We start from the raw sequence: 21413 nt of genomic DNA, 5'->3' as shown, positions 1-21413 counted from the left end.
CATTTTGTTACATAGTAATACAAGAATATATACTAAAAAAAATTGTACTGCGTTTTTACTCGTTCCAGATAGCCCAGGCCGCTTCTGCCTGGCCCTGCAACATGGCCAGCCCGTTCATGGTTTTTGCACCAGCCGCTTTGCCTTCCGTTATAAAAGACGTCAGCTCAGGGTTGTATACCAGGTCGTACAGGTAATGCTGCGGTGTAAGAGAAGTATAAGGTATTGGCGGCAATGTGTCTACCTCGGGGTACATGCCCAACGGAGTAGTATTGATAATAAGATTATACTTCTGAAGTAAGTCGGGCGTAACGGCCTCATAAAGTATAGCACCAGCCACGGCTTTTCTGGCTACTGAAGTATAAGGTATGGCCAGGGCTTTTAGCGCAGCACAAACCGCTTTGGCAGCACCGCCGGTTCCTAACACAAGCGCCTGTCCCCTATCTTCCTCCGGGTAAAAGTTTTGGAGCGAAGTTTTAAACCCGATATAATCTGTGTTATAACCTTTGGTTCTGCCGGCTTCTATTTTTATAGTATTTACAGCGCCAATCTCGGCAGCAGCGGCATCGAGCTCTGTCAGAAATGGTATTACCTGCTCTTTGTAAGGCACTGTTACATTCAGCCCAACCAGTTCCGGTTCCCTGGCCAATAACTCTGGCAGCTGCTCTATCTGCTCCAGTTCATAAAGATCATACACAGCTTCGCGCACACCTACCTTTTCAAATTTCTCTGTGAAATATCGTTTTGAAAATGAGTGCCCTAACTTTTTACCGATAAGCCCAAACCTGCGCATCTTTTATGGAAGTATAATTTTGATACCTGAAACTCATATAAAGGCAGATAACTTGCTCGTTTACCGACACCTTGTATACAAAGCTAAAATAAAAATGCCCGTTCAGGTGGTCTGACGGGCATTTAAAATATTGAGTTTTATATTTAGCCTTTATAAGCTGCGGCTTCATCTCCCAGGAAATGGAAGAAAGTATCGCCGCGCAAGCCTAAACGGATTGTTTCTAAAGGTACAACCTCGTTTGGCGCGATGTTACCAAGGTTTACATTGGCACCCAGCAGTTTAATAAACCATACTTGCTGTGCTTTCTGAGGAGCTTCCCACAATATCTTTTCAAACGGGATCTTTGTCAGAATCTCTTCCACAAGGCCGCTACGTACTTCGCCGGTAGAACGGAACAAACCAACATTACCACCTTCACGGGCTTCACCAATCACTTTCCAGGCACCTGCATCCAGCTCGGCCTGCATCAGCTTTATCCACATGTATGGCGGGATGATCTTCTCAGCATCTTTAGAACCAACCTCTGAAAGAACAGTTACCTGCTCAGAAAGCGTCTGAATGTATTCGCATTTTTTGCCATGGTCCAGCACGATAGAACCGTCTGATACTTCAGCAAAGTTCATGTTATACTTGTCCAGGATGCGGCGGTAGTCGTCAAACTGATTGCGCACGATAAAGGCCTCGAAAAGCGTACCTCCAAAGTATACCGGAATTCCGGCTGCTTTGTATACATCCAGTTTTTGCTGCAGGTTAGGCACCACATACGAGGTGGCCCAGCCCAATTTCACAATGTCAACATAGTCCCCGGCTACTTCCAGGAAGTTTTCTACCTCCCGAATGCTCAGACCTTTATCCATAGCCATGGTAAAGCCCTTTTCGCGTGGTTTTACATCACGCTCCGGCAGGTTATTCAACGTATAGTTCATGCTTTTTTATTTGCGGTACTGGTCAATTAATCGGGATAATGCCCGCTGCGACTCCAGCTCTGGGAAGAACTCGAAGAGCAGCTTATGTTTTTCGAAGTCCAAAATTAAAGCATTTTCCAGATAATTGTATGCTTCGCGATATTTTCCTGCCGAAAGCATATAAGCACATGCCCTATAGTATAGCTCAGCCTCATTTGGCTGCAGTTCTATGGCATTAAGAATGATGTCTGTGGCTTCTTCAAAATTGCCCTGCTCGTAAAGTATAATCGACCAGTTCAGGTAAATATCCTTATCGTCGGGTTGCACCTCGGCTGCACGCGCATAACTTTCGAGCGCCGACACCACATGCCCTACATGGTATTCAGCGGCTGCAAGCGCCACCCAGTAGTCAGGGCTATCATCATACAGGCTTACCGCCTTTTTAAAGAAATGCACTGCTTCGTACCACTTGCCCTGCGCATCAAGGATAACCCCAATACCAAACCAGGCTTCATCCATTTCCGGATCCAGGTCGATGGATTTCTGGTAATAGCGCCTTGAAAGGTCCCACTGCAGCAGTTTTTCGTAGCACTCGCCTATATTACAATATACTTCTGCCGATGGCGAGCCTTGCTCCAGCATCTGGTTAAAGGCCTCTATAGCTTTGGTATACTCGCCCAGATACACATAGGCATTGGCCATGTTGTTATAAGCCGTAATAAAATCAGCCTTAATAATAGTGGCATAATCGTAAGCGGCAATGGCTTTGTCGTAAGAGCCAAGCTTGTTATACACGTTACCCAGGTTAAACCAGGCTACATATGAGTATGGATCGGCGTCTACAAACTCCTGGAAAAATGGCAGGTGTTCGCGCAAAGTACCCGTTACCTCCATGCAGTATACAATTTCCTGCATGGCTGCCTCATTCTCTACGTTCAGTGTGATGCACTTTTTATAGTACTTGATAGCCGAGCTGAATTTGCCCCAACTCTGGTAAGTAAGGCCAATGTTAAAGTATATATCGTCACGGTCTTCGGCGTAAGCCAGTGCTTTCTTAAACTGATCTATGGCATCGCGGTAATCGCCTCGCTGGGTATAAATAATACCACGCGTCAGCGACACATCCGGGTTTTCCATCTCTGTTTCAGCTACCTGCTCAATTAGCGTAAGGGCATCGTCGAATTTTCCGGACATGGCCAGCAGCTGTGCTTTATCTATCAGCAGCTCAGAAGAAAAAGGGTACTGGGCAATAGCAGAATCACAGGCTAGTATCGCTTTCTTATAGTCGAAGTTAGCCGTGTAATGGTCTATTATATATTCAAAATCAGTAAGGTCAAAAAAAGCAGTCTCATTACTTCCCAGCATCTGCTCGAACCGCTGTATCAGTTCAAGTTCTTCGCTGTTCTCATCAAAATTATCTTTCATCTCCTATATCCAACAGGCTGGGTTAAAACAGCCTTTGTCATACTACATTTATCTACTGCAAATAGTTTAGTTAGAATTGGCCGTTTCTGGTGTTGTTGCGGCACTTGCCAATGCCAGCAACCGGCTGCAGCTCCAGGCTATGGTTTCATCTAATGGCCGGAACTCTAACCCGATGGCGGCACTTACTTTATTGTTACTGAATAAGTGTGTTTTACTTGCCACGCGGGCTGTATCTTTTGTAATTAACGGCCTGCTGCCGGTAAGCCAGGAGCGTACGCGCTCTGCTCGCCAAACTACTTCGGCTAAGGCAGCGGGCACTTTTATACCCGGAGCTTTTTTCCCCAGGCAACCTGCTACGCGTTCAAAGAATTCTTTATAGGTAAGCTGGCCGGCATTAAGTATAAACCGCTCGCCGGTTATGTCTGAAAAAGTAAGCTGAAGCATGGCCTCTACCACATCGCGCACATCTACAAAATTGGCGCTGCCCTTAGTGTAAAAGCTTTTCTGGTCAAAAACATACTTAAACAGGCGTGTGCTGCTGCGGGTCCAGTCGGCGGGGCCAAGCACCACCGATGGGTTTACGATTACTGCATTCAAGCCTTCAGAAATGCCGCGCCATACTTCCAGCTCGCCAAAATATTTAGAACTGGCATAGGCTGAGTGTTCTTCGGCCTGGTCCCATTTGTCTTTTTCGGTTAAGGTTGTAGAGCCTTTGGGCCGGCCCACCGCTGCAATAGAGCTTACATGGCAGAGCTTTATACTTTGTTGTTCCAGGCAGGCATCTACTATATTCGCTGTGCCTTCCACATTTATCTGCTTCAGCAATTCCACATCCTGTGGTGCATACGATACCAGGCCGGCACTATGAAATACATACTTCACATCCTCCAGAGCACTTCGCAAAAACACAGGATCCAGAATATCGCCTTCCAGCCATTGCACCTGCTCAGCTCCGGGTATACCTGGCACTTGCCCTCTGTAAATGGCCTTTACCTGGTGCCCTTGCTCAAGAAGCGCCTGAATAAGAAAGCTGCCGATCAGGCCACTACCGCCTGTTACAAAAACCATGGTCGCAAGTATAAATTGGAAGAATACTAAAGCTGATTGTTAAGCAATGGAAGTGCAAGTGCCTTTTGCAGGTATTTGCAGCTCACCACTTTCTGCAGCACGTTTGTGTGTTTTAAACTATGGGTATCCGAGCCTAGAAAATCTATCTGACCGGCATCTATTAACCGCTCCGCTACCTGTTTTGCCGCCGGTGAGTAATAGCCTGCTAACGAGTTTAGATTAGGCTGCAGTAAAACACCCTGCTCGCGCAGCTCCAGCAATTCATCGAACTTACCATAAAAGAAAGTGTAGCGCTCCGGGTGAGCCAGCACAGGTTTATACCCATAAGACCGCATCCGGAAGATCGCCTCTCTTAAATTAAGCGGCTCGTTCATGAACGAGGTCTCAAATAACAAGTAGTTATCCCCGAATGTTAACAACTCCTCTCCTTTTTCCAGCTTATCCAGGAAACCTTCATCCAGGTAATGCTCGGCGGCACAGGCAAGCTCCATATCAATACCGGCGGCAGCCACAGCTTCCTGCAGTTGTTGCAAGCGCTCACGTATACCAGCAGGTGTGTTTTTATAGAAATCGCTCATGATGTGCGGTGTCATGATCAATTTGCGGTAGCCCAGGTTTTTCATGGTTTGCACCAACTCCACAGACCGCTCCATTGTATCGGCCCCATCATCCAGCCCCGGAAGTATATGCGAATGCATATCCACACCCAATGCCTCTAACGTGAGGGAGGGAGTAGCATCGTTACGTCCGAATAAGTCCTTGAAAAACTGTATCATTAACAAAAATCAGGTATAATGGCATATAAGCCAATAATGTGCCGTTAACGGGGCAAACGTATTTCAAAATAACGCAAATTATAAGCACTATCAAAACTTACACCCCTATACAGCTGCTTAATACCCCTTATAAACACGGAGCACCGTATTATACCTTTTAAATTGGGTGATTATTATAAAATGTATAGTTTTGTAAACAACGCATAGTTGTAACCCGTTATATACCCGACCTTAAAAATTTCTACAACAAACTATAGATGGAATTAAAACAAACAGAAAACCAGCGCATGATCGCGGACATGGTCCGGGACTTCGGAGCGAAACACATCAAGCCTAAAATGCGGGAGTGGGACGACAGCCAGGAGTTTCCGGTAGAGGTGTTCAAGCAATTAGGCGAACTGGGGCTGATGGGCGTACTGGTGCCAACGGAGTACGGCGGATCGGGTTTCGGTTACCTGGAGTATGTAACAGCTATTGCCGAGTTATCTAAGATTGATGGTTCTATCGGTCTTTCGATGGCGGCGCACAATTCGCTTTGCACCGGCCACATTCTGGCTTTCGGTAACGAGGAGCAGAAACAGAAATACCTGCCAAAGCTTGCAACCGCCGAGTGGATTGGTGCCTGGGGCTTAACGGAGCCAAACACTGGTTCTGATGCCGGCAACATGCGCACGGTAGCTGTAGAAGACGGCGACTACTACGTAATTAACGGCGCCAAAAATTTCATCACACACGGTAAATCCGGTAATGTGGCCGTGGTTATAGTTCGCACAGGCGAAGTTGGCGACTCGCACGGTATGACGGCTTTCGTAATCGAGAAGGGCACACCGGGTTTTAGTGCAGGCCGCAAAGAAGACAAACTGGGTATGCGCGCTTCAGAAACTACAGAACTTATTTTCCAGGACTGCCGCGTACATAAGAGCCAGATACTAGGCAAAGTTGGCGAAGGTTTTATACAGGCGATGAAAGTGCTGGACGGTGGCCGCATTTCTATTGCAGCTTTATCGTTGGGCATTGCGCAGGGTGCATTTGAAGCGGCTTTGGCCTACTCGCAGGAGCGCAGCCAGTTTAACAAACCTATTTCCAGCTTCCAGGGCATTGCCTTTAAATTAGCAGATATGGCTACTGAAATAGAAGCTGCCTCTTTGTTAACTTACCAGGCTGCCGACATGAAAAACCGCGGCCTGAACGTGAATAAGGAATCTGCTATGGCCAAACTATATGCTTCTGAAGTATCGGTTAGAGTGGCAAACGAAGCAGTTCAGATCTTTGGTGGCTATGGCTTTACAAAAGATTACCCTGCCGAAAAATATTACCGCGATGCTAAACTATGCACTATAGGCGAAGGCACCAGCGAGATACAGAAACTGGTGATTTCCAGAGCCATTTTAAAATAACATTACCAGCGAAAGCATGTAAAAATCTATCGCTGCCACACAAAAAATACACATTTGCGGCACTTTTATCGTAGTTTGAGATAAATAATTTACTCAATCTATTGATTTATAAGATAAAGCTTGTGTAAATTTGCAATCCAAAATATCGAAAGAAGCAGTAATAAAAATAACATGATAATTGTAAACGTAAAGGATAACGAGTCTGTAGACCGTGCATTAAAAAGATTCAAGAAGAAATTCGAAAGAACTGGTGTTCTTAAAGAGCTAAGATCAAGAACTTTCTTCCAGAAGCCATCTATCACAAAGAGAAAGCAGAAAGAGAAAGCTAGATACATCCAGACGCTTTTCGCGAAAGATAACTACTAGTCTTTCTACCAACATATCTTATTTTTCCATAAATTAGTATAGCTGATTCACCCATCAGGTATACTAGTTTATGGAATTATTTTTTAAGTACCTACAATACGAAAAGCGGTATAGCCCCCATACCCTTACCTCCTACCACACCGACCTGGGACAATTCTCAAATTACTTAGAGCAAGTATACCAGATTACCGATCCAGCCGAGGCAGATCATACCATTATCCGTTCCTGGCTACTTACATTGGTACAGCAGCATATTCAGCCGCGCTCTATCAACCGTAAAATTGCCTGCCTCCGCTCTTACTACAGGTTTTTACTTTCACAGCAGCGCATACCTGCCAACCCTATGCTGCGCATAAAAGCACCAAAGGTTTCTAAGAAACTACCGGGCTTTGTACTCGAAGAGCCTTTTAACTCTTTCCTGGATAGCTTTGAATTTGAAGAAAATTTTGAGGGCCAGCGCGACAGGCTTATACTTGAATTTTTGTACGGCACAGGCATCCGATTAGCCGAGCTTGTGAACATCAGCCACTCAGATATAGATCTGAGAGCCAGAACTGTAAGGGTACTGGGCAAGGGCAATAAAGAGCGTATTGTTCCTATTAACGATTCGCTGCTTACCTGCCTGGAAAATTATACTGCGCTGAAGAAAACCTATTTTACCGATAACAATTCCGAAAAGCTGCTCGTTACTAATAAGGCACGTCCGGTATATCCTAAATTTGTATATCGTGTGGTAAAAAAGTATATCAGCTTGGTAACAACTTCTGAACATAACAGCCCACACGTGCTGCGCCATTCTTTTGCTACGCACTTGCTCAATAATGGAGCAGATCTTAATGCTATTAAAGAATTATTAGGCCACTCAAGCCTGGCAGCTACACAAGTTTATACCCACAACTCTATCGAGAAACTTAAATCGATTTTCGAGAAGGCACATCCTAAAGCATAATTTAACCTTTAAACAGATACTTCTATGAAGCTACAGATGCACTCTATCCACTTCGAAGCTGACGCTCAGCTATCCGATTTTATCAAACAAAGAGTAGACAAACTGGAAACATTTTACGACCGCATAGTAGAGGGCGAAGTGTTCCTTAAAAATAATAACAACGACGGCAACGACAATAAAACTGTAGAACTCAAGCTATTTGTACCCGGCTCTACTTTATTCTCTAAAGAAGATGCCCCATCATTTGAAGCAGCCGCTGACGCAGCTATTGAAGCTATGCGCAAACAGCTTAAAAAGTATAAAGAAAAGCAAAACGCACATTAACCATAATCAGGTATAAAAGAAAAGGCCCGTTGTACAACGGGCCTTTTCTTTTATACTTAGAAAGTAAATTATACTTTATGCTGAACTATAGGTTGAAAGCCTGCTTGATCTTATCTACATAGTCAAGTTTTTCCCATGTAAACGTTTCGAACTCTTTCACCTCAACCTGGCCATTCTTTACAAACTCAACCTTCTTTATACCTGGCGTGCGGCCCATGTGGCCATAAGCTGCCGTTTCTGAGAAGATCGGGTTTTGTAGGCCATAACGCTGTACAATTGCATATGGGCGCATATCGAACAACTGGCTTACTTTTTCAGCAATTTCGCCATCGCTCATAATATTGCCAGCTGCATCTTTTGCCTTAGTAGAGCCATAGGTAGTTACATACAAGCCAACCGGCTTTGCAACACCAATTGCATAAGCAACCTGCACCAGCGCCTGATCTGCTACACCGGCAGCTACTAAGTTCTTAGCAATATGGCGGGCAGCGTAAGCCGCAGAACGGTCTACTTTAGAAGAATCTTTACCTGAGAAAGCACCCCCACCGTGAGCACCCTTACCACCATAAGTATCTACGATGATTTTACGGCCGGTTAAGCCTGTATCGCCGTGCGGGCCACCGATTACAAACTTGCCAGTTGGGTTAATGTGGTAAACGATCTCGTTATCAAACAGCTTCTGGATACGCTCCGGCAGTAAGTTAAGTACACGCGGAATCAGGATGTTGTTGATATCTTCGCTGATCTTCTGCACCATCTCTTTTTCAGCTTCTTGTCTTGCTTCTGCTGTGTCGGCTTTCGGCATTACAAACTCATCATGCTGAGTAGAGATTACGATGGTATCGATCTTTTCAGGAACGTGGTTGTCGCTGTAACGGATTGTAACCTGAGATTTTGCATCCGGACGCAGGTAAGTCATCTCTCTGCCTTCTTTACGGATAGCGGCAAGCTCCTGCAGCAACAGGTGCGAAATGCTAAGCGCTAATGGCATGTAGTTGTCGGTTTCGTTTGTAGCGTAACCAAACATCATACCCTGATCGCCGGCCCCCTGATCTTCCGGGTTAGCACGTTCAACGCCCTGGTTTATATCACTTGACTGACCATGGATAGCAGAAATAATTCCGCAGGCATCCGCATCAAACATATATTCAGACTTGGTATAGCCAATGCGCTTAATTACATCGCGGGCGACTTTTTGCACATCAACATAACCATCCGTTTTCACTTCACCGCTCAGCACAACCAACCCAGTGGTTACAAGTGTTTCGCAGGCTACTTTAGACTGAGGATCCTGTTTTAAAAATTCATCAAGGAGGGCATCCGAAATCTGGTCCGCAACCTTATCTGGGTGACCTTCTGAAACAGACTCAGAAGTAAATAAATATGGCATTTTACAATTGGGTTTAGGTACAAAGTATAAACCTGCCTGCCCTTTACGGCAGCGGGTACAAAGCTAAGGGAAATATGCCATACTTTAAAATTCATTGCCTTTTAAGGCTTGTAAAGTTATACTTAGCGCTAGTGTTAATAAAATACAATCATAAATCTGACTAGCTTATACTTAACAGCAGTTAAAATTGCTCTCCGAAGTTAATAAAAGCTCTATATAGCTATTTAAGGCGTTTAATTTAAAACTTTTTAAAAGTGCTCCCGTTTCAAAAGCACTTCATTGTACCATTTCTAAAGACAAAACATGAAATCCTATATAATCATTTTACTTGCTTTTATTAGCTTGGCGGGCAAAGCCTTTGCACAGGACGACTCGCCGTATAAAACCAGCACGAAAGTAGATGCACCCATCATTGCAGCCGGCATGGGCCTTAGCTACTGGGGCTTATCTAGGATGCAGGATAAAGAAGGCCTTACTGAGGAAGAGATAGCAAACCTTAGCAAGAACGACGTAAATGGCTTTGACCGTTTCTCTGTGGGCTATCATTCAGACCAGGCTAAAAAGATAAGCGACATTCCTTTTTATAGTTCTTTTGCCATGCCTCTGGCTGTAATGATATTAAATGATAATGTGCGTAGCAAATTCGGACAGGTAGCAGTACTGTATGTAGAAACTATGGCTATTACCGGCGCTTTATTTACGAACGCGAATGCTGCTTTTCCCCGCACAAGAGCGATGGTTTACAACGATGAGGTAGATATGTCGGATCGTAAATCTGCTAATGCCCGCAATTCATTTTATGCCGGGCATACGGCAGCCACAGCAAGTGCTACATTTTTTGCAGCTAAAGTATTTCATGACTTCAACCCCGATTCAAGGGCACGTCCATATGTATGGGCTACAGCCGCGGCCATTCCGGCTACTGTTGGCTATTTACGCCTGAAAGCCGGTAAGCACTTCCTGAGCGATAATATTATTGGTTATACTTTAGGTGCAGCCGCCGGTATACTTGTGCCGCAACTGCATAAAAAATCAAACAAGACAAACATGAGCCTGGTACCGGTTGCCTCTCCTGAATTTAACGGGGCTGCCTTTGCTTATACTTTCTAAAGTACCTTTCAGGTATATCTAAAACAAAAAGGCCCGCAATATTGCGGGCCTTTTTTATAAATAACCTTGATGATTAATAACCAGGGTTTTGTACCAGCTTAGGGTTGGCCTGAATATCTACCTGAGGTATAGGCAGGATAGTTTTATTTGAGCCATAAGCCTGAGCAGAATTTGATCCGTTAGCAGGAATATCTTTCTTGTTTCTTAACAGGTCGAACATTCCGTGTCCTTCAAATGCAAGCTCTCTTCTTCTTTCTAACAGAATAGCATTTACCAGCGCTTCTTTAGTAGGCACATCCAAAAGAGTAAGCTCAATTGCACCAGCTCTCTTACGAATAGTATTTAGCAAGTCAAGTGCTTCAACACTAGGAAGATCAGACTGTTTTGCAAGTGCTTCAGCTTTAGTTAAAACTACTTCTGCATAACGGATAACCGGCACCCACTGTGTGTTATCAGTATACTTCAGAGTCCATGCTTTATTTTTAGCATCTACTGTAACTAAAGCAGTTTTACGAAGGTCGGTTAATTCCTGTGCACCAAACAGATTTAAGTAAGGATTTACAGAAATATCACCACGCTTAACCGGAGAATAATGCTGACCAAGTGAGTTGTTGGTATTCGGATTATCGCCCTGGTTATGAGCCACAGAGAAAATAGACTCTTTCGTTGTATAGTTACTGAATACAGTTACCGGAGAAGGGTTAAGAACATAACCTCTAGCTTTAACTTTATCTGCAAACTCAATTGCTTTTGCGTTATCGCCTTTATACAAGTATAAACGCATTAATAAAGCCTCAGCAGCTCCCTGAGTAGCACGTGCAACATCTCCGAAACCAGTTCCGGCACGTACAGGCAGGTTGCTCGCACCAAATAACAGATCCTGTTCAATCTGAGCATATACTTCGGCTACAGTATTTCTTGGTATCTGGGCCTCAGGCGTAAATGCACTTGTAGCATCAAACGCTTTTAGAGAAAGTGGAATACCTAAGTGTGAACCGTTAGCAGAGAAAGTATATGGCTGTGCAAACAGGTTTACCAGGTACCAGTGGTTTAATGCTCTGATAAATTTTGCTTCAGCTTCATACTGTTTAGCCAGCAAATCAGTAGGAACTTTCGTGCGATTAGCTTCCAGAGCCTGAAGGAATTGGTTTGCTGTATAGATTGCTCTATAACCACCAGTCCATGCTGCAGTTACTGTACCATCATTAGAAAGTGTGTTGAACAGACCAATTCCTCCGAAGAAAGAAGCAGGATCAGTATCAGCACCGCGTACATCTGAATAGATCAAGGCACGACCTCCCAGGAACTCAGCATTCTGGTTGTCATCGTACATACCCACAACAGCCTTTTCAATACGGGCAGGGGTTGAGAAAACAGCGTCAGGAGAGAAGTTCTCGATCGGCTCTTTTTCAATTACATCACATGACACAGAAGCAAATGAAAGCGCTCCCAGCAAAAGTGATGCAGTTATATTATTTTTAATTCTTTTGTTCATGATTGTAATGGAATAAATTATAGACCAACATTTACACCAAACGTGAAGCTGCGAGCCTGCGGAATAGAACGGTTATCTACACCGTAAGCAATGTTCGCATTTCTATTAGTGTTTACTTCAGGGTCTGCACCTTTATACTTTGTCAACACAAATGCATTTTGCAGCTGTCCGTACACGCGGATATTGTTGATACCAAGTTTAGATGTTACTGCAGCAGGCAGGTTGTAACCCAGGCTCACCTGACGTAGTCTCAGGAAGTCGCCATCTTCTAACCATCTTGTTGAAGTACGGGTAGAGATGTTATCCTGTAAATACAGTCTTGGAACATCTGTGTTATCACCTGGTTTCTGCCATCTGTCTTTGATCTCAGCAATGTTGTTGTTCAGGTAATTTGTCATTAAAGATGCACGGGTAGTATTAAGAATCTTGTTACCACCGCTGTACTGGAAGAAAACACCTAAGTCAAATCCTTTGTATTTGAAAGTGTTATCGAAACCACCAAACCATTTCGGATAAGGGTTACCGGCATAAACAGCATCATTAGCAGTAATATCTGAAGTTTCAGTACCATCTGCCAGGTAATACTTCTTAGTTGCTGGATCGTACTGCTTCAGTGTACCATCTTTCGCAAGGAACTGAGCATTACCGTTAGCAGGGTTTACGCCAGCCCAACGGATCAGCTTAAACTCACCAATTCCATAGCCAACTGCAGCTTCACTTGAGCCACTCACTACAGCTACATCATTGTAAAGGCTTGTCACCTCATTTTTAACTGCAGAGAAGTTAAAAGATGTATTCCAGGAGAAATCAGCTTTTTGAATATTTACTGTATTGATTGATAATTCAACACCTTTATTATACATAGAGCCAATGTTTGTGCTAACTGCAGCACCAGGTATACCTGTAGTTCTTAGTACTGGGGCATTTAGAACCAGGTCAGTGATGTCGTTGTAGAAGTAATCAAAAGTAGCACCGATACGATCGTTTAAGATAGATAAGTCAAAACCTACGTCTAACTTAGTTGAAGTCTCCCACTGCAGTTCAGAGTTACCAACCCTTACCGGGCTTAAACCATTCTGCTCTGCATATAAGCCACCACCATAAAGCGTTCTTGAAGCAAAGTCAGCGATGTTAGAGTTACCAACAACACCGTAGCTGGCACGCAGTTTTAAGTCGTTCAAGAACTCAAACTGGTCCATAAAGTTCTCTTCAGATATTCTCCAGCCAATAGAACCGGCAGGGAAATAACCACGCTTGTTGTTTATACCAAAACCAGAGAAGGCATCAGCACGGAAAGCAATTTCTGCGTAGTATTTGCTACCAAAATCGTAAGATAAACGGCTGAAATAAGAATCAAAACCATTATGTGTTCTTCCACCATCAGCGCCAAGTTGCTCAGAGAATGTACCTGAGATAATATCCTTAAAGAATGGATCAGCAAAGTCACCGGCATAAGCACCAATAAAGTATTGCTCAACCTCCTGATACTCTAAACCAGCTGTAGCAGTAATGTTATGCTGTTCTGCAATTAGCTTGCTGTAAGTAGCATAGTTTGACCAGCTCCATTGGTTACGACGCAGGTTGTTTGTCTGCACAAGACCGTTGTAGCTTCTTCCAAGACCAGCAATACGAGGATCGCTATACTGATCTTCAAAATTGTCGATATAGTCAATACCATACTTTGAAGTAACCTTAAGGTCTTTGATTGGCTGCACTTCAATGTAACCATTACCTAAGATTCTTTGGGAAGTGTTATTGTTTCGCTGTAACTGAAGGTTTGCAAGCGGGTGATAGAAGTTATTCAACTTATATGATGTGTTGTTAGCACCATCTCCCAATAAACCAAGCGAGTTCAGGTAATAGAACCCATCTTTACCATATACCGGTACGTTCGGAGCAGCATTGAAACCTGCTACACCGGCACCAGCCAGGTAACCTTCAGAAAGAATACCGTTGTTAAGAGACTTTGTAAAGCTTGTGCTAATACCAGCTTTGAACCAGTCTTTTGGAGTAATGTCGATGTTTAAGCGGGCACCGCCTCTTCTTAATCTGTTTCCTTCAGTTACACCTTTCTGGTCAGCATAAGTAGCAGAACCATAGTATGATGCTTTCTCAGTACCACCTGAAAGTGAAAGCTGGTGGTTTTGTACAGTACCTCTTCTGAAAATCTCATCCAGCCAGTTTGTTCTGTCAGGAACGCCATCTTCATTTATATCCACATTACCAGCAATTGGAGCTAATCCTCTGTTTGCTGCTTTCTCATTCTGGATGGCGATGTAATCATCACCGTTCAGCATTTCAGGTGTGTTAACTACTTCATGGAAACCAGTATAGTAGTCGTAAGTTACTTTTGAAGTACCAGATTTACCTCTTTTTGTAGTTACCAGTATAACACCGTTAGCTGCACGAGAACCATAAAGTGCAGAAGCAGCAGCATCTTTCAGTACTTCGATTGATGCGATGTCATTTGGGTTAAGGTCGGCAAGCGGGTTGTAACGTGTACCATTACCACCGTTAAATGTATTCAGGTTAGCAACCTGAGCCATAGGCACACCATCAATAACGTATAGTGGCTGGGAGCTGTTAGAAATAGAACCAACACCACGCACACGTACAGTAACACCATCAGCTAAGGCACCACTGGTATTTGTGATCTGAACACCTGCAGCACGGCCAGCAAGAGACTGGTCGAAGCTTTGTACTGGCTGGTTCTCGATTGTAGCAGCTTTGATACTGGTAATTGAACCAGTAACATCTTTTACATCTTTCACACCGTAGCCCACAACAACTACTTCCGAAAGCGCTTTGCTGTCTTCTTTCAAAGAAATATTTACAGCAGTTTTGCCTGCAGCATTAACTTCCTGCGCTACATAACCCAGAAACGAAAATAACAGTGTAGCATTTTCAGATGGCACATTTACAGTATAGCTACCGTCGCCACCTGTATAAGTACCTACTGTAGTACCCTTTACTACCACGTTTACACCTGGCAGGGGTTGTCCACTTCCAGAGTCGGTTACCTTCCCTGAAATAGTTCGGTTTTGCGCCCACACCTGACTAACAAGTGTTAGGAGCATTACCAAACTTAATAATAGAACTTTTCTCATAAAGTTAGATTAGTAAAATTGATAATTGTGTAATTAGTTAGTGTCCAAATATATATCAATGTTATAACAATGTAAAAACTGACACTAAAAATTTTATCAATACAGTCATTTTATGCACATTTCATCTAACCCAACTATATTTTAATTTTATAACATATTATGAATCAATTATTTAAATAGCAAAATAATTTAGTTGCATTATTTTGTGATAATGTCTAAACATTATTATTGCAATATAAAAGCTATGTTTAAGCATAATAGATGAAAGTGAAGCAGCAGCTAAAAAATGTATTCTGCCTTTTATTGCATCTCGAGGGAATATAAAATTTTCATCTTCTCATCAATAATTTACCGAAGTATGAATTGCTGTAAATCAAATATATAGTCTTTACTATACTTGCTCAGCTCTATTGCCCTGCGGCATAAGATGTATAGTATTCATAAGTATGGATACTATTTGGCCTGCTCTTTAAAAACAATTGAAAATGACAGGAATAAAAAAGCGCGGGATGCTGATGCACCCCGCGCTTTCAAACAAGAACTTTATACTTGCTATTTCTTTTTCAGATTTTGTTCAAAGAGTTTATAAATACGCTTGTACTCATCTGTCCAGCTGGCAGGCTCAACAAAGCCGTGGTCTTCAACCGGGTAAACTGCCAGCTCCCAGTTATCTTTCCCTAACTCAATCAGGCGTTGCGACAAGCGAACTATATCCTGGAAGTGCACATTCGTATCTACCATACCGTGGCACATCAGCAAAGCCCCTTTTAAACCATCAGCATAATAAATTGGAGAGCTTTTAGTATAAGCCAAACTATCAGTATAAGGTGTGTTAAGTATATTAGAAGTATAACCATGATTGTAGTGCGCCCAATCTGTAACAGAACGCAAAGCTGCCCCGGCTGCAAAAACATCCGGTTGCGTAAACATGGCCATCAGTGTAATAAAGCCACCATAAGAGCCACCATAAATACCAATCCGCTTCGGATCTACATTATACTTATCAACTAAAAGCTTGGCTCCATCAACGTGGTCGCTCAGGTCTTTACCTCCCATAAACTGGTAAATCCCTGTTCGCACATCGCGGCCATAACCGGCACTTCCTCTGTAATCAATATCGAGCACGGTATACCCCTGGTCTGCCAGGAAATTATGAAACATGTACTCTCTAAAGTAAGTACTCCACCACTTATGCGCATTTTGCAGGTAACCGGCGCCATGCACAAATATTACAGCTGGTCCTTTGGCTTCCGGTTTGGCTGGCTTATAAACGCGCGCATATACATCAGCACCATCGGTTGCCTTAAAAGAAATCACTTCCGGCTCACGCCATTTGTAAGACTTAAATTCTTCAGTAAGCGATTGCGTGACCTGGCGCGGTTTGGCACCTTTTCTGTTATCCATTACATACAACTCCCAGGGCTTGTTGCTATAAGAGTAGCGTATTGCCAGCGTTTTTTCATCCGGAGAAATCTCAACTTCATTTGCGCCCGACATAGTCGTTAACTGCACCATTTCTCCACCTTGCAACGGCATGCGGTAAAAATGCTGTTCGCCCGGGTGCACCTTATTAGCTATGAAATACCAATGCTTTTTGTCATCAGACAATGTAGCGTTAGAGATTTCAAATTTGCCGCTTGTCAGGGCTTTCTTTTTACCCGAGTTAAAATTTACGGTATAAAGGTGCGAGTAACCACTCTCTTCCGACTGAAACCATACATGCTCATTATCAGGCATCCAACCAATAGCACCGGCATCATACCCAATACCCGGTCCGTTTATCCAGGCCTCATCGCGCTGCCGATCCAGTGTGGTTAACTTACCGGTTGCAGGATCAAGCTTTAGTATCCAACGATCTTTATTATCTGCGGAGCGGGCCACAACTACGGCATACTTGCCATTACCGGACCAGAATGGGCCATATAGTATGGTTTTGCGCTGTTCCTGCTTCTCTGTTTTCCCTGCGCTGCTTTTGGCAGCATTTGCCTCCAGGTATGCAGGCTGTTCGTAAATGCCCGGCACATCTTTCATCTGTACTGCAAAAGTGGTATCGCGGCGGGTATCGTAAACAAAAAACTCTACGGTAGCTTGTGCATCTCCTACCTTGGTGCGCGTATTAATATCTTCTGTGTAGCCAGACGAAGTAACATAGTTAGGCACCAGGGCAATTTTGGCATTCTTCGGCCTGCTTACTAACCTATAGGTTATAAACTGTTCATCAGGGCTAAGCACAACGCCATCTACATTCTTCTCCTCTATATATATTTCCTTTGGACGTGAAGGAGAATCTGCTTGCTGTTGTTTTTTTAAAGCAGCTTTGTCTGCCTCTCTGTCGCGCACTATTTGCAATAAGGCCAGCTGCTGCTTTTGCAACCACTCTTTCTGCTGGTCTTTAGGTTCGTCGGCAGGTTTGCGGCCTTTGCGGAAATCCGTTAACTGCGCTACTTGCCCGTTGCTCACATTCCATGCAAACAGGTTGCTGTCTTTCAGGTATACTACTTTCTTTTCATCAAAGCTGAACGATGGATTACTCTCCCGCTCAACGGTATTAGTAAGCTGCTGTGTTTTTCCGCTTTTAATATCGAGCAGGAAAATATCACCGTTCCTTTCATATACTTTCTTTGATTCGGCTTTATTATAGCTACCAAACCTGCTTGGCAAGCTTCTGCGCTCTTGTGCACTTACTTTTTTAATGTTCTTCCCTTCGGCCGAAACACTGTAAAGCGAGTCTTTGCGATTGCCTTCCGGATTCCAGTTAAAGTATATTTTTTTCCCGTCTTCAGACCAGGAGATATTGCTTGGCGAAGTGCCGATCCATTTCGGATCACGCATTATTTTTTCTACGCTTAGCGTGGTTGGCCCCGTTTGAGCCTGCACTGAGCCACCTAACAGTAGCAGAAAAGCAGAAAAGGCAACAGCTTTACTTTTGAGTAGCATGTTTGTTTTGGTTACAGGTAGTTTATTATAGTTAGCTACCCAAATAAAAGAAATAAGTCTAAGGTTGCCAAACTACTGACTGCAACCTCAGACTTATACTTGTTTTACAGAGAATACTTAAATCACTTTGCAGCCAATTTGGGATGCTGCTCATCAAAATCTGTCAGGCTTTGGTAGAATTTTGCGAAGGCCAGAAGCTTTGCCTCACCGTATAGTTTACCCATAAATGTTATAGTTGTTGGCATACCGTTTTTCTGGAAACCATTCGGAAGAACTACACAAGGATGGCCAGTCAGGTTGGTAAGCACCAGGTTATTGCTCGCAAAAGAAGGGCTGATATATACATCTACATCTTTAAACTTTTCATGCATCTGCTGAATCATGAGCGTGCGTACACGCTGCGCCTGTATATATTCTACCGCCGTTATGAAACGACCCGCGCGAAAGGTATTTGGCCATGCATTTTTATCCTGCTTAACCATTAACTGATCGCGGCCATTGCGGGTCAGCTCATCAAAGGCAGCAGCTCCTTCTGCAGAAATAGTAAATGTCAGGTCACGGGCCGGCATATCAGGTAATTCCATCGGCACTAATTCTATACCTGCTTTTCGTAAAGCCTCCAGCGTAGCCTGATCGTTTGCTTTAAAACCATACTCACGCTCAAAGTCTTTTTTCAGATATCCTACACGTAGCGTTTTAACATCTATACTTTTATTAAAGTTAAAAGGGGCATCCTGCACAGACAGGTCTTTACCATCAGGGCCATAAATGGCATTAAACACTATGGCGCAATCTTCAGCAGTTCTCGCTATTGGCCCAATTTTATCCATCGACCAGCTTAGGGCCATTGCCCCATGGCGGCTGACACGGCCAAACGTTGGCCTAAGCCCAGTTGTTCCGCAAGCAGTAGACGGTGAAACTATAGAACCCAACGTTTCTGTACCAATAGCAAAAGGCAACAAACCTGCCGCTACTGCTGAAGCCGATCCTGCTGACGAACCACTGGAGCCTTTACTGATATCCCATGGAGATCTTGTTTTGCCACCATACCATACATCGCCCATCGCTAACTCACCCAAAGTTAGTTTTGCTACCAACACAGCCCCTGCTTGTTCGAGGCGTTGCACTACTGTAGCATCCATGTTTATTTGCTGGTCTTTGTAAGGAACCGAGCCCCAGGTCGTTTTATAGTTCTTAGTTGCCAGCAAGTCTTTCACACCAAAAGGAATACCATGCAGCATACCTTTATACTTTCCGGCTTTTATTTCCTGGTCTGCTTTGCGTGCCTGTTGCAGCGCCAGCTCTTCTGTTAAAGTTGTTACGCACTCCAATGTAGGCCCGTAGTGCTTAAGCCGCGCCAGAAAAAAGCGTGTAAGTTCTTCAGATGATATCTGTTTTGTTTTTATCAGCTCTGCCAGTTGTGGCACCGTATAAAACGCCAGTTCTTCTCTGTTTACAGGTAGCTTTGTCTTTTTTGCTCGTTCTACCTCGAACTTTTCTTTCTTCTGCTCAAAAGTAAACCCAACCGGTATCGGGTTGAACATGATAGCCGGCGCCACATCGTTTGTAAGCGGCTGTTTTCTTATACTTTCATAGCTGGCTCTCAACTCCTCTACTTCACTTGTGGCAGAATCGAGTTGTGCGTTGGTAAAATTCAGGCCCAGTAGATGTTGTGCATTCTGCAGCATACCCACTGTTACTTTGTTATCGGCTACTTTGGTAATAAAAGCACCGGAGAGGAAGCAAGTGGCTCCAAGTATAGCTACTTTAGTTTTTTTGAACATATTGTTGACTATGTTTTCATTATTAATTAACATTCTTTCAAATAACACACTCACAATTTAAAAGAAAAGGGCTGCTTTACAAGCAGCCCTTTAAGTTAGTAGCAATTAATAAAAATTAGTAACCGCTATTTTGTACAATATTTTCGTTAGCATCTATCTCCGCTTGAGGAATTGGCAATTCCCATCTAAAGTTACCAGCAGGTAAGCTTCTTGCTGTAGCAGGTGCTACTACACCACTACAGTCAGCTGCATCTCCTTCAGTAGCTGAACGCTCTATTGGTAAATTCAGACGCTTAAGATCGAAGAAGCGATGACCTTCAAAGGCAAGTTCTAACCTTCTTTCTGTTAAGATAGCATCATATAATTCCTGACCTGCAACAACCAGTGGCACATTAGCATCATATCTTCTGCTTCTGATTTCATTCAAATCAGCAAGTGCTTCTACATGTCTTGCAGCACCTAAATTATATAGTGCTTCTGCCCTGTTTAAATATACTTCTGAAAGCCTGATTACTTTAACATCAACTACGTTTAAAGCACCAGTAGCTCTACCAACATGCTTTTTAACATATTTGGCTGTTAACCCACTATAGGTGGATTGACCGATATAAGTTGTTGTTCTTATATCGTTTGCCTGATAAAGCTTAACTAATTCACAAGTTGGGCTATACTCAGCTCTTACATTGCCAGTTACGGTTTGCTGATAACCCACCCCTACAGTAACAGCTGGAGTAGCATCAGTATCAAGTATTTTCACCTTGAACAATACATCTTTTTCCGTAGCGTCTGTCCAAATTGCAGGGAATTCAGCTCTTGTAGCAAGTGCATTTGCAGCAGGAACATTTGCGATTGCAGCAGTAGATTTATCTACTGAGTTTTGCCATTGCCCCATGTATAAATATACACGACCCAATAAACCTTGAACAGCTGCTTTATTCAATCTACCTACACCGTTCGCTGAATTTATACCTGACTCTGCAGCAAGAAAATCAGCCACCATTAAATCATAAGCTTTCTTTAGTGGAGTTCTGCTTGGCTTTTGACTAGGGTCAGTAGAAGTAACATAAGGAACTCCTAAGTCAGAATCAGTTGCACCAATATAACGCTTACCATAGGTGCGTAAAAGATCGAAATGAGATAAAGCTCTTAGAGCTAAGGCTTCAGCTTTTATATTGTTCTTTGCTGCACCTTCAGGAAGATTATCTATATTCTCAAGTATATAATTGGTTCTGAGAATAGTAGTATAAGCGTTATTCCAGATGTTCCAGGTATTATTCGCTGTATAATTTAATTGATAAGTAGTTTGCTGAGAAAATCTTCCCTGCGAATTTATAATCAAATTATCAGAAATGATGTCTGGAGTGATGATCATAGAACCTCCATCCTGGCCACCGTAGTAAGTAGCACCTCTCAAACCAGTATAAGCACCTCTTAGAGCATTCACAAAATCAGCTTCTGTTTTGAATGCTTGTCCTGTACTTAAAGCGCTGAATGGCTCTTGATCTAACTCGCTTTCACAACTTGCGAAAGACATAAGTCCTATAGCAAGCATGTATATATATTTTCTTTTCATTTTTAATCTAATTAAAA

At 43.3% G+C, this 21413-nt stretch carries 16 protein-coding genes; 5 read left to right on the top strand and 11 right to left on the bottom strand.

Going from position 1 to position 21413, the window contains the following annotated elements; translation table 11 throughout:
- Positions 1-55 precede the first annotated feature (55 nt).
- The 5 genes from LWP20_RS03020 to LWP20_RS03000 all read right to left on the bottom strand — a co-directional run bounded on the left by LWP20_RS03020 (position 56) and on the right by LWP20_RS03000 (position 4964).
- The gene (locus LWP20_RS03020) at positions 56-790 is read right to left on the bottom strand and encodes a shikimate dehydrogenase family protein (RefSeq protein ID WP_242926632.1); all 735 of its coding nucleotides are present in this window, start codon (positions 788-790) and stop codon (positions 56-58) included.
- 143 nt (positions 791-933) lie between these two features.
- Complete coding sequence (locus LWP20_RS03015) at positions 934-1716, bottom strand: phosphosulfolactate synthase (protein ID WP_242926631.1); 783 nt, start codon at positions 1714-1716, stop codon at positions 934-936.
- Between the two features lie 6 nt (positions 1717-1722).
- Positions 1723-3120: a tetratricopeptide repeat protein gene (locus tag LWP20_RS03010; protein ID WP_242926630.1), complete on the bottom strand. Its 1398-nt coding sequence runs from the start codon at positions 3118-3120 to the stop codon at positions 1723-1725.
- 66 nt (positions 3121-3186) lie between these two features.
- Positions 3187-4188, bottom strand: coding sequence for an NAD-dependent epimerase/dehydratase family protein (locus LWP20_RS03005; RefSeq protein WP_242926629.1), 1002 nt, complete (start codon positions 4186-4188; stop codon positions 3187-3189).
- A 26-nt stretch (positions 4189-4214) separates the two neighbouring features.
- Complete coding sequence (locus LWP20_RS03000; RefSeq protein ID WP_242926628.1) at positions 4215-4964, bottom strand: tyrosine-protein phosphatase; 750 nt, start codon at positions 4962-4964, stop codon at positions 4215-4217.
- A gap of 257 nt (positions 4965-5221) precedes the next feature.
- Between LWP20_RS03000 and LWP20_RS02995 the strand changes: the two genes are divergently transcribed.
- The 4 genes from LWP20_RS02995 (at position 5222) to hpf (ending at position 8000) form a co-directional block, all read left to right on the top strand.
- Positions 5222-6361 carry an acyl-CoA dehydrogenase gene (locus LWP20_RS02995; protein ID WP_242926627.1) on the top strand — a complete coding sequence of 380 codons (1140 nt, stop codon included), beginning with the start codon at positions 5222-5224 and terminating at the stop codon, positions 6359-6361.
- Between the two features lie 171 nt (positions 6362-6532).
- Entirely contained in the window at positions 6533-6727 is a 195-nt protein-coding gene (rpsU, locus tag LWP20_RS02990; protein ID WP_242926626.1) for a 30S ribosomal protein S21, read from the top strand.
- A 70-nt stretch (positions 6728-6797) separates the two neighbouring features.
- Entirely contained in the window at positions 6798-7676 is an 879-nt protein-coding gene (locus LWP20_RS02985; RefSeq protein ID WP_242926625.1) for a phage lytic cycle repressor MrpR family protein, read from the top strand.
- A gap of 24 nt (positions 7677-7700) precedes the next feature.
- Positions 7701-8000, top strand: a complete 300-nt coding sequence (gene hpf / locus LWP20_RS02980; protein ID WP_242926624.1) for a ribosome hibernation-promoting factor, HPF/YfiA family — start codon at positions 7701-7703, stop codon at positions 7998-8000.
- 85 nt (positions 8001-8085) lie between these two features.
- On the opposite strand, the gene metK is transcribed toward hpf, so the two are convergent.
- Positions 8086-9390 carry a methionine adenosyltransferase gene (gene metK / locus LWP20_RS02975; protein WP_242926623.1) on the bottom strand — a complete coding sequence of 435 codons (1305 nt, stop codon included), beginning with the start codon at positions 9388-9390 and terminating at the stop codon, positions 8086-8088.
- Between the two features lie 303 nt (positions 9391-9693).
- Between metK and LWP20_RS02970 the strand changes: the two genes are divergently transcribed.
- Positions 9694-10500, top strand: a complete 807-nt coding sequence (locus LWP20_RS02970) for a phosphatase PAP2 family protein (RefSeq protein WP_242926622.1) — start codon at positions 9694-9696, stop codon at positions 10498-10500.
- 73 nt (positions 10501-10573) lie between these two features.
- On the opposite strand, the gene LWP20_RS02965 is transcribed toward LWP20_RS02970, so the two are convergent.
- The 5 genes from LWP20_RS02965 to LWP20_RS02945 all read right to left on the bottom strand — a co-directional run bounded on the left by LWP20_RS02965 (position 10574) and on the right by LWP20_RS02945 (position 21396).
- Complete coding sequence (locus LWP20_RS02965) at positions 10574-11995, bottom strand: RagB/SusD family nutrient uptake outer membrane protein (protein WP_242926621.1); 1422 nt, start codon at positions 11993-11995, stop codon at positions 10574-10576.
- A gap of 17 nt (positions 11996-12012) precedes the next feature.
- Entirely contained in the window at positions 12013-15072 is a 3060-nt protein-coding gene (locus LWP20_RS02960) for a SusC/RagA family TonB-linked outer membrane protein (RefSeq protein ID WP_242926620.1), read from the bottom strand.
- 582 nt (positions 15073-15654) lie between these two features.
- A complete protein-coding gene (locus LWP20_RS02955; protein WP_242926619.1) occupies positions 15655-18039 on the bottom strand; it encodes a prolyl oligopeptidase family serine peptidase in 2385 nt (794 codons plus the stop codon).
- A 122-nt stretch (positions 18040-18161) separates the two neighbouring features.
- Positions 18162-19823, bottom strand: a complete 1662-nt coding sequence (locus tag LWP20_RS02950) for an amidase (protein ID WP_242926618.1) — start codon at positions 19821-19823, stop codon at positions 18162-18164.
- A 115-nt stretch (positions 19824-19938) separates the two neighbouring features.
- Positions 19939-21396 (bottom strand): RagB/SusD family nutrient uptake outer membrane protein, encoded by a 1458-nt coding sequence (locus LWP20_RS02945; RefSeq protein ID WP_242926617.1) that lies wholly within the window; start codon positions 21394-21396, stop codon positions 19939-19941.
- Between the last annotated feature and the right edge of the window lie 17 nt (positions 21397-21413).

The sequence above is a fragment of the Pontibacter vulgaris genome, assembly GCF_022758145.1.
Taxonomy (GTDB): Bacteria; Bacteroidota; Bacteroidia; order Cytophagales; family Hymenobacteraceae; genus Pontibacter; species Pontibacter vulgaris.
This window is presented reverse-complemented; position numbering and strand designations above follow the sequence as displayed.

What these genes read in the sequence shown, in the direction of transcription:
- LWP20_RS03020 (WP_242926632.1), bottom strand. Translation starts at nt 790, where the DNA reads ATGCGCAGGTTTGGGCTTATCGGTAAAAAGTTAGGGCACTCATTTTCA.
- LWP20_RS03015 (WP_242926631.1), bottom strand. Translation starts at nt 1,716, where the DNA reads ATGAACTATACGTTGAATAACCTGCCGGAGCGTGATGTAAAACCACGC.
- LWP20_RS03010 (WP_242926630.1), bottom strand. Translation starts at nt 3,120, where the DNA reads ATGAAAGATAATTTTGATGAGAACAGCGAAGAACTTGAACTGATACAG.
- LWP20_RS03005 (WP_242926629.1), bottom strand. Translation starts at nt 4,188, where the DNA reads ATGGTTTTTGTAACAGGCGGTAGTGGCCTGATCGGCAGCTTTCTTATT.
- LWP20_RS03000 (WP_242926628.1), bottom strand. Translation starts at nt 4,964, where the DNA reads ATGATACAGTTTTTCAAGGACTTATTCGGACGTAACGATGCTACTCCC.
- LWP20_RS02995 (WP_242926627.1), top strand. Translation starts at nt 5,222, where the DNA reads ATGGAATTAAAACAAACAGAAAACCAGCGCATGATCGCGGACATGGTC.
- rpsU (WP_242926626.1), top strand. Translation starts at nt 6,533, where the DNA reads ATGATAATTGTAAACGTAAAGGATAACGAGTCTGTAGACCGTGCATTA.
- LWP20_RS02985 (WP_242926625.1), top strand. Translation starts at nt 6,798, where the DNA reads ATGGAATTATTTTTTAAGTACCTACAATACGAAAAGCGGTATAGCCCC.
- hpf (WP_242926624.1), top strand. Translation starts at nt 7,701, where the DNA reads ATGAAGCTACAGATGCACTCTATCCACTTCGAAGCTGACGCTCAGCTA.
- metK (WP_242926623.1), bottom strand. Translation starts at nt 9,390, where the DNA reads ATGCCATATTTATTTACTTCTGAGTCTGTTTCAGAAGGTCACCCAGAT.
- LWP20_RS02970 (WP_242926622.1), top strand. Translation starts at nt 9,694, where the DNA reads ATGAAATCCTATATAATCATTTTACTTGCTTTTATTAGCTTGGCGGGC.
- LWP20_RS02965 (WP_242926621.1), bottom strand. Translation starts at nt 11,995, where the DNA reads ATGAACAAAAGAATTAAAAATAATATAACTGCATCACTTTTGCTGGGA.
- LWP20_RS02960 (WP_242926620.1), bottom strand. Translation starts at nt 15,072, where the DNA reads ATGCTCCTAACACTTGTTAGTCAGGTGTGGGCGCAAAACCGAACTATT.
- LWP20_RS02955 (WP_242926619.1), bottom strand. Translation starts at nt 18,039, where the DNA reads ATGCTACTCAAAAGTAAAGCTGTTGCCTTTTCTGCTTTTCTGCTACTG.
- LWP20_RS02950 (WP_242926618.1), bottom strand. Translation starts at nt 19,823, where the DNA reads ATGTTCAAAAAAACTAAAGTAGCTATACTTGGAGCCACTTGCTTCCTC.
- LWP20_RS02945 (WP_242926617.1), bottom strand. Translation starts at nt 21,396, where the DNA reads ATGAAAAGAAAATATATATACATGCTTGCTATAGGACTTATGTCTTTC.